Source organism: Acetobacter sp. A11-2 (assembly GCF_040208445.1).
In the GTDB taxonomy this organism is placed as follows: domain Bacteria; phylum Pseudomonadota; class Alphaproteobacteria; order Acetobacterales; family Acetobacteraceae; genus Acetobacter; species Acetobacter oryzoeni.
Genome location: NZ_CP157843.1, coordinates 1,827,280 through 1,840,600, shown reverse-complemented (window position 1 = coordinate 1,840,600; position 13,321 = coordinate 1,827,280). Strand labels below are relative to the sequence as shown.

Sequence of the window (13,321 nt, the reverse complement as noted above, 5' to 3'; positions counted from 1 at the left end):
TTGCGGCATCAGTAGGGGTAGGGAGCGCCGAACAGATTGCAGCCGATCATGACAACTAGCTCGATCAGATATTCAGCTATTTTGCGGCCCGGCTCCGTGAGAACGATGAGTGCGAACAGGCCGTAGAAAAACACAGCCAGACAGAACAACTGCCCCAGCGCCGTAAACTGCAACCAGTCGCATACATCCCGCGCACCGCTTCCGATGCGTTCGGGCCATTCTTTGTTTTGGAGAGTGTTCATTTGCTTTACCCTCAGTGCTGGCCAGATATTTTGACGAGGCGCGTAATGCCCTTTGGTGTGAAAAACACCTGCGGGCTAAAGCGCTCATCGCCGTCACGGTCGCGGTATGGGTGAAACTTTACGTAGCAATATCCAGCCTTCACCTTGTCGGAGTAGGCGTTCCATTTTCCGTTCTGTTTGAAGATGAAGCCGTTTTGCATGTGCTGCGCGTGTGAACTGGCTCAAGGGCATCTGTGCGGCTTTAGCGGACAGGTTCAGCGTGTAGAGGCCATCACTGTCTGCGATCTTCTCAGCTACTTCCGCCTTGGGGGCGAGGATGGCATTCTCTGCCTTGAGTTCTTCGACCTGCCGGACAGTGATCTGTAGCGCCTGAGCGACAATTTCCTGTTCGCTTAGTGCGGGTGCAGCGATCTGGCCCGTTACCAGTGCGTCAAAAGCGCGAATGACAGTGAGGTGGAACGCTGGGCTGATCCACATGGCGTAGGCGTAGACTAGTTCTTTTACCGCGTAGGTCCCGCCGTATCGGCCAGCCTTGGAAGAAACAGGCTCAAATTCTAATTCCCCATTTTTGAGGAGTTCCTGAATGAGGCCTTCCGTTGATGCATTGCGCGTAAAGTGCTCGACCTGCGTAGCCTTATAATCATGGCCCGCAGCGGTTGCTGCCTTATGGCAGTCGTTCAGGCAGAACCTGCCTTCCACATCCTGCCGTATCTTCGTTCCGAGAATTGAGAGAGAAGCGTTCATCGCCCATCACCTTTCGTTCGTGATGGGTGCAGTATCCACAACGGATACCTTGCCGTCAATAAGAAAATATCCTTTTTGGATACTTTCTCATATTTTTAGATCGGCGATATTAAAAAGATGCGCGGGGGATGCTTTGGTAAGCTCCCACAACAACAGCTAAAATCTGAACGTCTGGGGCCCCGTTAGAGTGCCCATCCATACCATTTCCATAGTCTCCACTTCTGTCTGCATGAAGTATCACAGGCTTGAAGTCAGGGCTGAAACTTTGCGGCCATAATATCATATCGCCGTTTTCTGACACCTGGACAGCTTTCACGGTAGCCTCAAATTCGCTACCGCATCGGGACCGTCTCAGAGCGACAGCATAGTCGCCAGTTCGCGGGCTCCTGCCAAGATCAGCATAATTTATTACAATCACAACTGTGCCATCAGGGAATACCTTATTCATACTGTCGCCACGCACTAAGAGGCCGTATCTGGGTATATTCCCATATGAGGAATCAACGGGAACGGTGATTTTATACCTATCAAAAGGTGGCCATTCCATAGCCTCCCGCCATACACCGGCCTCAACATCTCCCCGTACTTCTATTGGGGCGGCATTTACTGGATAGATGGCTTCCATAGATTTCGGGGGTTCAACATATAGGCGACGCCACTGATCGTCTTTATACCCAAGCCACGACCATATCTTCATGGCGTCTTCCGCCTTGAGGCCGCGTTCGCAGTTTACAATCTTACTAATCCCGGCCTTTTGCTTATTAATGACATCCGTTAATTCCACCTGCTTCTTGCCGTGGAAGTCGAGATAGGCGCGCAAATATTTAGCGATATTGCCACTTGGGATGGAATCTTGTGTCATGTGCTGATTATAAGTTTCCTATCTTCGGGTGTCGGTATCCGTTGTGGATATTTTTGCATTGACATTGAGTGTCCATAGCGGATACTTAATCCATGCAGCTTTCAGAATATCTTTCTCAGAATAATGAGACTGCCCGTGCTTTTGGCAGCAAAATTGGCGTCAAAGGGCCGGCAACAATCTACCGGTATATGCAGGGCATTCGGTTTCCGTCTGCTCGCATTCTCAAGAAAATTGAAGAGGCTACTAATGGAGAAGTAACGGCTAACGACTTCTTGTCGGCTTCGTGTGTTGGCACCCCAGCGCAGGAGGCGGCGCGATGAGTGCAGGAATAGCCACGCCACGGCCAGAAAGGCTAATTCCTACGCTCACAGGGTTTATTACTGCTCCTGACTGGATGTCAGACGAGGAGGTTGCTTATTATCGAGCGCCTCGCGGAGGATTTTCTTTAACCAAGCCGTGCGCTCTTTCGGAGAGAGATCGGGAGTCATTGGCGCGGTCCATTTCGTCGCGCCTTTTATCCGGCGGGGATCAGACAAATCCTTTGGTGCAGAGGTGGGCAGAATGTCCCATTCGGCGGTTATCTCCATCATTGGCATGTCTTTGTGAGGTCTTTCGTGCGCGTCCAAGACGCGCTCAGACCAAGCTGTCAAAACAAATTCCATTTTTTCGAATCTCCATGGTGGTTGTGGCGATTACCATGGTGGTGGGGCTTCGGGTGCTGGTCAATCAGCACTCGAAGCATACCCGTACAGACGGGGAGGGTGTGTGATGAGCAAACCCAAGCCATGGACGTCTGAAGAAGATGCAAAGCTAGAAGCATTGGCCAATGCCGGCGAAAGCTGGGATGCAATCGCTGCAACTTTAGGGCGGCCAAAATCTGCGCTTTGGTGTCGGGTTAGATTTGTGGGGATGCATTTGGGGCCAAAAGCCCAGAAAATTTCCCAAACAAAACAGAAGAATAAAGTGGCCAAACGCACGCGCGCCGAAAGCATAGCGATTGTTGCGCGCATGATGAAGGAAAAGGCCTCTCCAGAAGAAATAGCCAAGGCATTAAATGTTCGTGTTCCCACGGTATTTAATTGGACAGCAGAAGCGCGAAAGATAGCGTTTCCAGAAAAAGCCAAGCCGCAACCTATTAAGAGCGAGAAAAACAATTCTCGAGGGGTTTTTGGCGGCCCGCTTCCAGCGGGGCACCCGATTGCCATGAAAGGTTTATGGCGTGGGCTTGAACACTGGCGCATTCCCGGATTCCAGAAAGTGGTGAGCGCGTAATGGCTGGTTCCGTAAACAAGGTCACGCTTGTTGGTAATCTGGGCAAAGATCCGGATGTGCGCACGAGCCAGAGCGGTGCGAAGATCGTGTCTTTCTCGCTGGCCACCAGTGACACATGGAATGACAAGTCGTCTGGCGAAAAACGCGAACGCACGGAATGGCACCGCGTGGTTATTTTCAATGAACGTCTGGCAGATGTAGCCGAGCGTTTCCTGCGCAAAGGCCGCAAGGTTTATCTGGAAGGCTCCCTGCAAACCCGCAAATGGACGGATCAAGGCGGCGTAGAGCGCTTTACAACGGAAGTCGTTCTTGCGGCTTATCGTGGCGAGTTGGTGTTGCTGGATAATAAAGACGCAGGCGATGCCCCGCGCCAACAGCAGGGCCGCAGCCAGAACAATCAGCAGTCCGGTAGATGGGATAGCCCGCAAGGCAATCCCGATCTGGACGATGAAATTCCGTTCTGAGACTATCCAATGCACGCCGCATCAACCCCCAGCTTGTCGGCTACGTCCTGTAGCAAAAGCACGCGCTGCCTGATGGTGGCGTGGGGGTTGAGCTGCGCCCAGATGATCGCGCTGCGCACAATAGCGTTCCAGAGGAACGGTGTGCCGTGCGGGATGTCTGGGGCTGCATCGCAGGCATTCAGTAAATCGGGGGAGTATGTGCCCCCGAATTCTACAGTTCCGAATTCAGTCTCCTTCTTCATCGTTTCTCCGATCTCCCGTTCTCACAAAACGGAGAATGGAGGAAAACGATGTGGAATGATCGGGCAATTCACGCCCTTAAACAGTCAAAAAATGACCGAAAGTTTCCGCAAATGATGGGCGCCGTACATACGCCTGTCCGTGACAGGCTCTTGAATATGATCAAACGCGAGTTTGAGCCTTTCCGATTTGCGGCAGAAATGCTGGCCCGTTCTGCGATGAAAACGCCGCGGGCCGCGCGTAACTGGCTATCAGGAACCAATGCGCCCGATGCTGAGGCGCTTATTGAGCTGATGGCCTCCTGTGACTCTATCGCTGACGAAGTGAATGCACTCGTTCAGCAGCGCCGCAAAGAGCGCGAAGGAGAGAAATGCCGTGGATTAAACTCAGGCTCTGCCGTTTCGCATGGTTCCGAACACACAGCGGACCGCCTCCATCCGTCCACGTAACATGGGTTCATGTGTCTTGGTTTGATTGGGATACGTGGGCAGACAAAATGGACCGCGCGTTGAAGGCGGCGAGGGAAGAGTTAAAGAAATGACCCCGTTCCCAGTATCCGAAATCCGTAGCCGTTTAGCTGATGCGGTTGAACTGGCCGGTGGTCAAAGTGCGTGGTCACGTAAAACTGGTGTTTCCCGCTCAGTTGTTTCGGAAGTCCTGTCGCACAAACGCGACATACCAGAAAGCATTATCAACGCCCTTGGCTACATCGTTGTGCCGATGTGTGTGCCTGCAAAAAGAGGAATGAACCGATGAACACAACAGAAATGGCAGGCCACAACAGCAACGACCCGGCAGTTGGTGGCATTGCCGCTGACCGCCTGCGCTCCATAATCGAACGCGTTGAGCGCCTGGAAGAAGAGCGTAAGGCACTTTCAGGCGGCATTAAGGATATCTTCACGGAAGCCAAATCCGCTGGCTTCGATGTGAAAGTGCTGCGTCAGATCATCCGCATTCGTAAGCAGGAACCTGCCGAAGTGGAAGAGCAGGAAACCTTGCTTGACGTTTATCGCCGTGCATTGGGAATGTAACCATGTCCCAGCACGAAGAAGATAGGCTTCATACGTTCATCTGGAAAGCTATGCAGTTCATGCTGCCAGATGATGCTGTGGCGTGGAGCAATGAAAACCGCCAGTGCGGCCCGCGTGAAGGCTTTCGGCGCAAGCAGCGTGGCTGTGTGCCTGGTGTTCCCGATATGGTTGTGAACTGGAAGGGTAGGCCGCTCTATATCGAGATCAAAACGCCCAAAGGCACGGTCTCGAAAGTGCAGCGGGATATGCACAAGCGCCTGAAAGCAGCCGGTGCAGCCGTGGCTATATGTCGTTCGCTAGAGGATGTTGTGTATTTTCTAGAAACGCATGACGTGCCGCTGAAAGGTGCGGTGATGGCATGAGGAAAATTCCTGTATCCACAACCAACTTTTCACCTGCGACCCCGTACCCAACGGGGCGCAACCCTGCTAACATGACGAAGGCCGCCCGGCTCCCCCGAACCAGCGGCCTTCTGACCACAATCTTGGAGTAGCAAGACGATGGCTAATCACGCTATAACACCAGTGTACAATGATTTAAAGCTGATTTCCACCCCTGAAAACATCATCAGGACAGAAGGTATGCGCCGAATATTGGCCTGCCGACGTGCGCTCATGTCTGCGCTGAAAGATGCCATCAACTATGGCTATTCAGATGCCGAGATAGATGAACTGTATGAGACAGAGGCATCTGTTTTCAAGAATATGCGTGAATGGGAGGCGCTGTAATGGCTTCTCGAAATTGGTCTAAGTTTTGGTGGCAGGATTGGCAGCGTGATCCAGCACTCAATTTGTGCTCGTTAGAAGCGCGTGGCCTGTGGATGGATATGCTTTGCATCATGGCTGATGCGGAGAAAAAAGGCTTTTTAATCATCGGAAAAACGAAAGTTTCTTCAAAAGAACTCGCGCAACTTTCCAGAATTTCTGAAAAGAAATGCAAAAAACTTGTCGAAGAACTCGAAAATAATGGCGTTTTTTCTCGCGATGAAAACGGTTTTATATTCTCTCGCCGCATGGTTCGAGATGCTGGAATTTCGCGGAAATCTGCCGAAAATGGCAAGAAAGGTGGTAATCCTGCCTTAACCCAAAATGGCGATGGGGGGTTAACCCCCGGCTTAACCAAGGGGTTAAACCCCACGCGGATAAAAGCAGAAGCAGAAGCAGAAGCAGAAGCAGAAGCAGAAGAAAGAATAAATAAGAAAGAAAAAACCAACAGCTTAGGCGCTGGCAAACACACACGCCCAGACTGGGTTGAGAAATCCATTCCGCTTGGGAATGAGATTTTGGAGATCGTCGGGAAAGACCCATCTCGTGAGCGAGTGGATTTTGGCATTGTGCGCCAATGGCTGGCCGATGCCCATGACCGAGGGTATTCCGCAGAGCAGGCTCGTGAGGCGATCTTGGACGTAATCCGCACCCGTTGCGAGCGAGGGAGCGGGAAGGGTAAGCTCCCAAGGTGGTTTAATACCCCCGTGCAGGAAGCTCTGGCCTCTGGCGCCATCGCCGCTTCTGAAGCAACTGCCGCCGCAGCCGAGTCAGAATGGACGCGCCAGATGGGCAAGGATTACACGCTCTACGCTCGCAATGCGATCGGGCGTCAGGAGCGGCCCATTTCGATGCGTGAGTTTCAAACCGCGTGGATGGCGCAGCACAACATTCCGCAGGGAGAGGCGGCATGAGCGGCACATTTGACCGGGCAGAGCTAGGCGCTGAAATGCCGTTCGATCTGCAGGCTGAGCAAGCCATCCTTGGCGGGGTTATGACAAATTCCCGCGTTTATGACGATGTTTGCGATGTGCTGGAGCCGCGATATTTCTACTCTCCGCTCAACCGTCTGATCTACGAAACATCCGAACGCCTGATCATCGCCGGGACAGAGCCAAACCCGATCATGCTCCGGCAGGTCTTGGTCGGCAGCCCGGAAGTGGAGGCCGCCGGTGGATGGGAGAAGATTGCTCCGATCATCACCGGAAGCCTTGTGGGTGTGATGGGAAACCGGCGTTACGCGGAAACGGTGCGGGATCTGTGGGTGCGTAGGCAGATGCTCGAACTGTCGGGCGATATGCGGGAAATGGTGACACGCCCAGATGGTAGGACGGCGCAGGATGTTGTCGATCACGTTGAGGAAGCCATGCTGACCATCAGCCGTGATCGTTCGGACATTCGGACGGTTGGCGTGAGTGATTCCATGGCGTCCGTGCTAGAGGCGGCGCAAAGGGCTTCGCAGATCGATGGCGTAATCGGAACACCAACTGGATATGCTCGGTTCGATGCTATGTCCGGGGGGCTGGAAAACGGCACGCTGACCATTCTGGCAGGCCGTCCAGCAATGGGGAAAACCGCAGCGGGGGTTGGCATTGCCATTCGGGCAGCCAAAGCAACGGGCAAGCAGGTTCTTTACTGGTCTGGAGAAGTGAGTGACCGGCAGATTTCCCAGCGCCTCCTTGCTGCAAAAACCAATATTCCCGTTCAGTGCATCCGTTCCGGAAAGAACCGCGGCGAAGAAGTCGGGCAAGGCGAATACGCGCCAGGCACACCGTTGAGGCAGGAGCAGTGGGATCGAATTGTATCAGCCCAGCTAGACGCTGCTAAGATCCCGCTGGTGATCAACGATACTCCGGCAATCACGGTCGCAAAGCTCTACAGCGTTGCGCGGCGTATGGCGCGCTCCAAGAAGGGGCTAGCCATGGTTGTGGTGGATTATCTGGCGCTGATGCGTGGCTCCCAAACAGCGCGAAAGCAAGGACGCTATGCAGAAGTTTCCGAAATCTCCGCCGATCTGTTGGCCATGGCAAAATCTCTGAACGTGCCAGTGATCGCGTTGCAGCAGTTGAACCGAGACGTGGAAAAACGGGACAACAAGCGGCCAACAGGGGCTGACCTGCGAGATAGCGGCAACTTGGAGCAGGACGCCTCCATGATCGTGCTGCTTTACCGGGAGGAATACTATCTCGCGAAAGAGGGGCTGCCGGAGCAGAAGCAGGGCGAGACGATGGATAAATTCATGCAGCGGCAGGAGGACTACTACCGCAAGCTGGATGCATCGCGAGGTAAGGCCGTCTGGATTGTGGACAAGAACCGCCAAGGCAGCACCGGCGATATCCCAATGCTGTTCAATGGGCCGCAAACATGGTTCCGCGACATGTCCGAAGGTGAAGAAAGCCCAGCATGGTGAAAACAGCCGCGAGGTTTCACGGAGAGCGCGGTTAGAGCGTGAGAACGATAAATGGCCGCATGAGTGGTTACGGTGTGCTCTGCGGGAAGATATGGGGATTTTAGGGGTATGTCTGAATTGAACGAATGGAAGCTGATGGATACTGCTCCAATGGAGGGAACTGCTATTCAAGCGCGCATTCCCGGGCATGGTGAGGATAATATCATCGCTTGGCTCGAGCATTATGTGGATGAGAACGGAGAGGATGTTGGTGGATGGACTTTTGTTGAGGATCAAGAGCCGCCAGATTGCTGGACGGATGGAGTGTGTTGGGCGTCAAACGAAGATGGAAAGCCTTCTGTTCAGCCCACTCATTGGAAGGAGATTTCATGACCAAACCCGACCTAATAGGCTGGCACGAATGGCCGACAAACCGGCGTGAAACAGCGCAAGAGCCACACACCAATCTGCCGCCCATACACGAGCCAGAGCCGGGGTTGCTGGATGAGGAAATCCTGCCGCTTCGGGATGATTGGATGAAGGGGCCGAAAGGGTAAGTTTTCCCTGTACTTTCTGGGCGGTTTGTGATTCCATCTGCGTATGCAGGAAAAGCCGCCAATCACTAAAAAACCCTCAAATAGACCAAGGAAATCTCCTTGGGTCTCTCAAAAAGAGAGATCTGATATGTTTCGGTCTTGGGTTAATGAGGCACGCGATGAAGCTGCAAAAGTTACTCCGCGCAGGTGTTGGTTAATTCATGCATGGTCAATGTGGGAAACATTGGAAGTCGATGGAGACCAAGGATTGAATTGGCAAACGCGCCGCTGCGCTAGGTGCGGAAAGATAGAGGATAAACGCCGATGAAATGGCGCGAAAACCTCCCAGACTTTCTAAAACCCGGCAACGTGGAAACATACACAGCGCCGGTTGATTGGAATGTAGCCTGTGCGTTGCAGAATGTGCGGGCTGGCGTGCCTTTGACTGAGGTGCAGAAAGAGCTGGTCAAGAATGCGCGCGACTGACCGCACGCCGCCACGCATCGTGATCGGCCTTTGGCTGGCGTTGGCGCTTTTCGAAATTATTGCAGGACTGGGTGGGTAATATGCAGAAAGTCGCAACGAAACCACGCTACATTATTCCCCATGCGCAGGATAATAGGCCTACGCCTGAACGGGCGGCGAAATCTGTTTTCACCCGAGGCAATCCACCTCGCGTGCTGACAACTGTGCAATCATTGCTCAATGCCGAGGACATCACGCAGGACGATGCAAACGCAGGTGAGCGTTGGTATCAGGATTATACCTTCGCGTATGAAGGCATCATCGAGTTTCCAGAAAACCATGTGTCGGACACAACCGTGAAGCATGATGATCTTTCTTGGAACATGACGCGGGCAAATGCTGCAGGACGATTGTTCGATGTGCGCAGAGCTTTGGGTGAGCGGGCAAACCAGATCCTGCGGTTGATGTTGGTGGATGAGTTGAGTTTTCGGCAGTTGGGGGAGATGTTCTTTCCGCGCGTATCATCAGGGTCCGCCCATAGAAAAATATCGGCACAATGCGCAATGCTGCTGGGCCAGTTGAACGAGTTCTATAGGTCGCTGCGGTGCAAAAATAAAAAGACTTGTACCCCTAGCGAGGTTTCTGTATACGTTTAACCACAATGCAATAACTACGTTCACAAGCCGCCACAGTGCGGCTTTTTCTTTGCCCGGACAAAATGCAGATGCTCAGGCGTGGCGCTCTGTGCCTTGGTATTGTGTCCGGCCTGTCGCTTCTTTGCGACATCGTGCCCGCAACAGAAAATACATGGCACCGCGCAGACTTGCCGCTGTCGATGATGGAATGCGCGAATACGGGGCTTCGTCCTGATGTGCGTATCCGGTGTTGGCCACGGTTTGGTTTGATGCGTGGGAATGTTTCGGGGCGCGCCTCCAATGCGCTGCTGATTGCAGTCGATGGGCGTGTTCAGCGTGAAGCAATGTTGCGGCAGTTCGAAGGTAAATGGGCTGCAAAAGCCTGAATTAATAATTCAAAAAAAAATGAATGAAATTGTTAAAAAACAACGTGGTAGGCCAAAAGGTAGCCTAAGCCAAAGTGGGCGTAGAAAACGGGCGCTAAGAGACCGGGTTGAGAAAGATTTAGCGAAAAATAAAGCTACACCTCTTGAAATCATGGCCCGCGTTATGGCTGGCGACACTTCCGTAACCGAAATGCAGTTTGAGGCAGCCAAAGCGGCTGCTCCATATATCCACCCCAAACTTTCAGCAGTCCAGATGAACGCAACGGTTAGACGCTCCGTTGCAGATATGAGTGATGAGGAACTTGCCGCGCTCGCAACTGATGAAGGTGGTGAGGAAGAAGGCGCAAGCTGAAATCTCTGCCCGGCAGGCCGCACGGACTGGATGCCTTGCATTCGCTCAATACACCATGCCGGGCTATAAGGTTGGCGCGCATCACCGCTTATTATGCGAAAAGCTGGATGCCGTAGAGCGCGGAGAACTTAAGCGCCTGATGGTGTTTATGCCACCACGCCACGGCAAGTCAGAACTAACAAGCAAGCGGTTCCCTGCATGGTTTATGGGACGGAACCCTCAGAAGCAGATTATTACCGCATCCTATGGCGCGACATTGGCGCAGGGTTTTGGCCGCGATGTACGAAACATTGTGGGGTCTTCTGAATTTGCAGCACTCTTTCCGGGTGTAGGCGTAGCTTCTGATAGTTCAGCGCGCGATAACTGGCACACCAACAAGGGCGGTATTTATACCGCTATGGGCGTTGGTGGCGGTCTGACCGGCAAAGGCGCTCATGTGGCGCTGATTGATGATCCGATCAAAGATCGACAGGACGCAGAGAGCCCCGTTATTCGTGAGGCTACGTGGGACTGGTATCGGTCTGTTCTGCGTACGCGATTGATGCCGGGCGGCGCGATTGTGCTGGTGTTGACGCGCTGGCACCCTGATGATCTTGCAGGTCGCCTGCTTGACGAGATGGAGAACGGAACCGGCGAAAGCTGGGAGGTTCTGTCTCTCCCCGCGATCTGTGATGCCGAGCCAGACCCGATAGGGCGCGATATAGGCGATGCGTTGTGGCCGGACGTATTCCCTGTTTCCGAGCTGCACCAGATTGAAAAATCTGTAGGCCCTCGTGAATGGTCTGCGCTTTACCAGCAGCATCCAACCCCCGGCGATGGGGTTCTGTTCAAAACGGACATGATCTCTATCGTGGATGCACCGCCTGCATCCGGTGTGGTGTTCAGGCGTTGGGATTTGGCCGCCACAAAACAGATTGGTACGCGTGACCCAGACTGGACTGCTGGTGTTAAGATGCTGCGTACATATGAAGGGCGTTACTGCGTTCTGGATATTGTGCGCTTGCGTGGAACGCCAGATGAGGTTGAGGCAGTGATAACTGCAACGGCATCACGAGACGGGCAGCAGGTGCCAATAGTTCTGCCACAAGACCCCGGACAGGCAGGCGTAGCGCAGGTTCAGTATCTTACCCGCAGGCTGGCAGGGTACCGCGTGGAGAGTGTGCGAGAAACGGGCGACAAGGCCACGCGAGCCGCCCCGTTTGCATCGCAGGTGAATGCCGGGAACGTCTCTCTCGTACGCGCACCGTGGAACCGGGCCTTCCTTGAGGAGGCCGCGCAGTTCCCAGCCGGAACCCACGATGACCAGATAGACGCAGCTTCTGGAGCCTTCGATATGCTTGTGCAGAGCATGAGTAGACGCCCCCTTACCGACGAAGAACTTGAAGAGTTTTACTGATGGCAAAACGTAAGAAGCGCACTGCTCGGATTAACGAGGATGATCGCGCCTATGCGTTTGATGCCGAAGACCGTCTTGCGCAAGAAGGCATGACTTCCGAGCAGGTATCCGCGCTGCTTGCCCCCTACAGGCCTGAACAAAAAGGCGTTGTGCCTGCGGGTAAGGGAATACCCAAGCCAGCGCAGGATAGCGCGGAAAGCATGCGCTCCGGCTTACCGGGGTTCGGACTTCTTGGTCAGATATTCCAAGAGGGTATTGGGTTTCCCGGATACGGCTATCTGTCGTCTCTCATCCTGCGGGCAGAATATCGCAACATTTGCGATACAATCGCCTCAAAGGCATTGAGAAAATGGGGCAAGATCATCAGTCGTGATAATGACTCGTCTGATGAAAAAAATGAGCGCATCCAGAAAATAGAAGCTCGCATGCATGAGTTGCGGTGCCGGGATGTCCTGCGCCAAATGCTCGTGCATGATATGTGCTTTGGGCAGGGTAAGGCTGCGATCATTCTAAAGAACACGGCAGATGATGAATTATCAAAGCCGTTGTTTCTGGATGCAGCCAAGATTAGCAAGAAAAGCCTGATCGGGTTCCGCAACATCGAACCGTGGTGGATGACGCCATCCGCGTACGAGAGCGAGAACCCTCTGGACGAATGGTTCTACCGGCCCAAGACGTGGTGGATGATGGGGCGAGAAATACATTCATCGCGCCTGCTCAACATCACAATGAGGCCCGTGCCCGATCTGTTTAAGCCCGCGTTTAATTTTGGCGGCATGCCGTTAACGCTGATGGCTAAACCCTACGTCACAAACTGGCTCAGGGCACGCCAGAGTGTATCTGATATGCTCTATGCCTATTCAGTTGTGGTTCTAAAAACAGACCTGATAACGCTGATGTCTGCGGAAGGCAGGCGCAATCTACGCCAGCGCGTCAAGGAGTTTACCGCGCTGCGCAACAATATGGGTGTGCAGATATGCGGACAGGATGAGGAGGTTGATATTTTAGCCTCTCCGCTGACCGGACTTAATGACCTGCAAACAGCGGCCTTGGAGCAGATATGCGCTGTTTCAAAAATACCTGTTGTTGAATACACGTCCAATCAGCCCAGCGGGTTAAACGCATCCTCAGATAGCGAGCTGGAGTGCTGGCGCGATACGCTGACAGCCATTCGTGAAAACGATTGTGGGCCTGCGCTGCAATCCATGATTTCCGTTATCCAGCTTGATCTGGATGGTGAAATTGACGCCGATCTGATCTGGCGGTGGGATGATCTGAACGAGGTTTCGGAAACAGAAGCAAACAAGATGTTTGTGGAAAAAGCCCGCGCTCTGAGCCAGTTGGTTGAGGATGAAATTCTTAGGCCGTCTGAGGCGCGAGACGATCTGCGCCAAGACCCATCCAGTCCATTCAGTCGCATTGGCCTTAAGGATGAAGAAGATGATGCGCTGGATGAGCGGGCCCAAGAAGAACCTCCTAAACGCAATGATCGACCGGTAGAAGGCGACGAAGGTGAAGACGCTTAAAACGCGGCGGATGATCT

24 protein-coding genes are annotated in these 13,321 nt (G+C 53.3%); 18 read left to right on the top strand and 6 right to left on the bottom strand.

What is annotated here, in order from left to right; all coding sequences use genetic code 11:
* Positions 1–8: 8 nt before the first annotated feature.
* The 4 genes from ABNV41_RS08935 to ABNV41_RS08920 all read right to left on the bottom strand — a co-directional run bounded on the left by ABNV41_RS08935 (position 9) and on the right by ABNV41_RS08920 (position 1,848).
* Positions 9–242 carry a hypothetical protein gene (locus ABNV41_RS08935; protein WP_349934601.1) on the bottom strand — a complete coding sequence of 78 codons (234 nt, stop codon included), beginning with the start codon at positions 240–242 and terminating at the stop codon, positions 9–11.
* A gap of 11 nt (positions 243–253) precedes the next feature.
* The gene (locus ABNV41_RS08930) at positions 254–385 is read right to left on the bottom strand and encodes a hypothetical protein (RefSeq protein WP_349934600.1); all 132 of its coding nucleotides are present in this window, start codon (positions 383–385) and stop codon (positions 254–256) included.
* Positions 336–986 (bottom strand): KilA-N domain-containing protein, encoded by a 651-nt coding sequence (locus tag ABNV41_RS08925; protein WP_349934599.1) that lies wholly within the window; start codon positions 984–986, stop codon positions 336–338. The genes ABNV41_RS08930 and ABNV41_RS08925 overlap by 50 nt, the downstream gene beginning before the upstream one ends.
* A 109-nt stretch (positions 987–1,095) precedes the next feature.
* Positions 1,096–1,848: a S24 family peptidase gene (locus tag ABNV41_RS08920; RefSeq protein ID WP_349934598.1), complete on the bottom strand. Its 753-nt coding sequence runs from the start codon at positions 1,846–1,848 to the stop codon at positions 1,096–1,098.
* Between the two features lie 92 nt (positions 1,849–1,940).
* Here ABNV41_RS08920 and ABNV41_RS08915 point away from each other — a divergent pair, with 92 nt between their 5' ends.
* Positions 1,941–2,168, top strand: coding sequence for a helix-turn-helix transcriptional regulator (locus ABNV41_RS08915; RefSeq protein WP_349934597.1), 228 nt, complete (start codon positions 1,941–1,943; stop codon positions 2,166–2,168).
* A 57-nt stretch (positions 2,169–2,225) separates the two neighbouring features.
* Here the strand turns inward: ABNV41_RS08915 and ABNV41_RS08910 are convergent, their stop codons facing one another.
* Complete coding sequence (locus tag ABNV41_RS08910) at positions 2,226–2,510, bottom strand: hypothetical protein (RefSeq protein WP_349934596.1); 285 nt, start codon at positions 2,508–2,510, stop codon at positions 2,226–2,228.
* Between the two features lie 253 nt (positions 2,511–2,763).
* Between ABNV41_RS08910 and ABNV41_RS08905 the strand changes: the two genes are divergently transcribed.
* Both ABNV41_RS08905 and ssb read left to right on the top strand, forming a co-directional pair.
* Entirely contained in the window at positions 2,764–3,120 is a 357-nt protein-coding gene (locus ABNV41_RS08905; protein WP_349934595.1) for a hypothetical protein, read from the top strand.
* The gene (gene ssb, locus ABNV41_RS08900; protein ID WP_050819965.1) at positions 3,120–3,584 is read left to right on the top strand and encodes a single-stranded DNA-binding protein; all 465 of its coding nucleotides are present in this window, start codon (positions 3,120–3,122) and stop codon (positions 3,582–3,584) included. The genes ABNV41_RS08905 and ssb overlap by 1 nt, the downstream gene beginning before the upstream one ends.
* A 2-nt stretch (positions 3,585–3,586) precedes the next feature.
* Here the strand turns inward: ssb and ABNV41_RS08895 are convergent, their stop codons facing one another.
* Positions 3,587–3,826 (bottom strand): hypothetical protein, encoded by a 240-nt coding sequence (locus tag ABNV41_RS08895; RefSeq protein ID WP_019089565.1) that lies wholly within the window; start codon positions 3,824–3,826, stop codon positions 3,587–3,589.
* 48 nt (positions 3,827–3,874) lie between these two features.
* Between ABNV41_RS08895 and ABNV41_RS08890 the strand changes: the two genes are divergently transcribed.
* The 15 genes from ABNV41_RS08890 to ABNV41_RS08820 all read left to right on the top strand — a co-directional run bounded on the left by ABNV41_RS08890 (position 3,875) and on the right by ABNV41_RS08820 (position 13,304).
* Entirely contained in the window at positions 3,875–4,273 is a 399-nt protein-coding gene (locus ABNV41_RS08890) for a hypothetical protein (protein WP_349934594.1), read from the top strand.
* Between the two features lie 88 nt (positions 4,274–4,361).
* Positions 4,362–4,580, top strand: coding sequence for a helix-turn-helix domain-containing protein (locus tag ABNV41_RS08885; RefSeq protein WP_230455081.1), 219 nt, complete (start codon positions 4,362–4,364; stop codon positions 4,578–4,580).
* Complete coding sequence (locus ABNV41_RS08880) at positions 4,577–4,855, top strand: DUF2312 domain-containing protein (protein ID WP_349934593.1); 279 nt, start codon at positions 4,577–4,579, stop codon at positions 4,853–4,855. Before ABNV41_RS08885 ends, ABNV41_RS08880 begins: the two co-directional genes overlap by 4 nt.
* Before the next feature lie 2 nt (positions 4,856–4,857).
* Positions 4,858–5,217 (top strand): VRR-NUC domain-containing protein, encoded by a 360-nt coding sequence (locus ABNV41_RS08875; protein ID WP_087651801.1) that lies wholly within the window; start codon positions 4,858–4,860, stop codon positions 5,215–5,217.
* Positions 5,218–5,355: 138 nt separating this feature from the next.
* Positions 5,356–5,583: a hypothetical protein gene (locus tag ABNV41_RS08870; RefSeq protein ID WP_088364743.1), complete on the top strand. Its 228-nt coding sequence runs from the start codon at positions 5,356–5,358 to the stop codon at positions 5,581–5,583.
* Entirely contained in the window at positions 5,583–6,533 is a 951-nt protein-coding gene (locus tag ABNV41_RS08865) for a hypothetical protein (protein WP_349934592.1), read from the top strand. Before ABNV41_RS08870 ends, ABNV41_RS08865 begins: the two co-directional genes overlap by 1 nt.
* Positions 6,530–8,029, top strand: a complete 1,500-nt coding sequence (locus tag ABNV41_RS08860) for a replicative DNA helicase (protein ID WP_349934591.1) — start codon at positions 6,530–6,532, stop codon at positions 8,027–8,029. Before ABNV41_RS08865 ends, ABNV41_RS08860 begins: the two co-directional genes overlap by 4 nt.
* 108 nt (positions 8,030–8,137) lie before the next feature.
* Entirely contained in the window at positions 8,138–8,401 is a 264-nt protein-coding gene (locus ABNV41_RS08855) for a hypothetical protein (RefSeq protein WP_349934590.1), read from the top strand.
* On the top strand, positions 8,398–8,565 hold the full coding sequence (locus tag ABNV41_RS08850) for a hypothetical protein (RefSeq protein ID WP_349934589.1): 168 nt from the start codon (positions 8,398–8,400) through the stop codon (positions 8,563–8,565). The genes ABNV41_RS08855 and ABNV41_RS08850 overlap by 4 nt, the downstream gene beginning before the upstream one ends.
* Before the next feature lie 303 nt (positions 8,566–8,868).
* On the top strand, positions 8,869–9,030 hold the full coding sequence (locus ABNV41_RS08845; protein WP_349934588.1) for a hypothetical protein: 162 nt from the start codon (positions 8,869–8,871) through the stop codon (positions 9,028–9,030).
* A gap of 191 nt (positions 9,031–9,221) precedes the next feature.
* Positions 9,222–9,665, top strand: a complete 444-nt coding sequence (locus tag ABNV41_RS08840) for a hypothetical protein (protein ID WP_349934587.1) — start codon at positions 9,222–9,224, stop codon at positions 9,663–9,665.
* Between the two features lie 35 nt (positions 9,666–9,700).
* Positions 9,701–10,030, top strand: coding sequence for a hypothetical protein (locus tag ABNV41_RS08835; protein ID WP_349934586.1), 330 nt, complete (start codon positions 9,701–9,703; stop codon positions 10,028–10,030).
* A complete protein-coding gene (locus ABNV41_RS08830) occupies positions 9,981–10,382 on the top strand; it encodes a hypothetical protein (protein ID WP_349934585.1) in 402 nt (133 codons plus the stop codon). The genes ABNV41_RS08835 and ABNV41_RS08830 overlap by 50 nt, the downstream gene beginning before the upstream one ends.
* Positions 10,351–11,778 (top strand): phage terminase large subunit, encoded by a 1,428-nt coding sequence (gene terL / locus ABNV41_RS08825; RefSeq protein WP_408871385.1) that lies wholly within the window; start codon positions 10,351–10,353, stop codon positions 11,776–11,778. The genes ABNV41_RS08830 and terL overlap by 32 nt, the downstream gene beginning before the upstream one ends.
* On the top strand, positions 11,778–13,304 hold the full coding sequence (locus ABNV41_RS08820; protein ID WP_349934583.1) for a DUF1073 domain-containing protein: 1,527 nt from the start codon (positions 11,778–11,780) through the stop codon (positions 13,302–13,304). Before terL ends, ABNV41_RS08820 begins: the two co-directional genes overlap by 1 nt.
* Positions 13,305–13,321 lie beyond the last annotated feature (17 nt).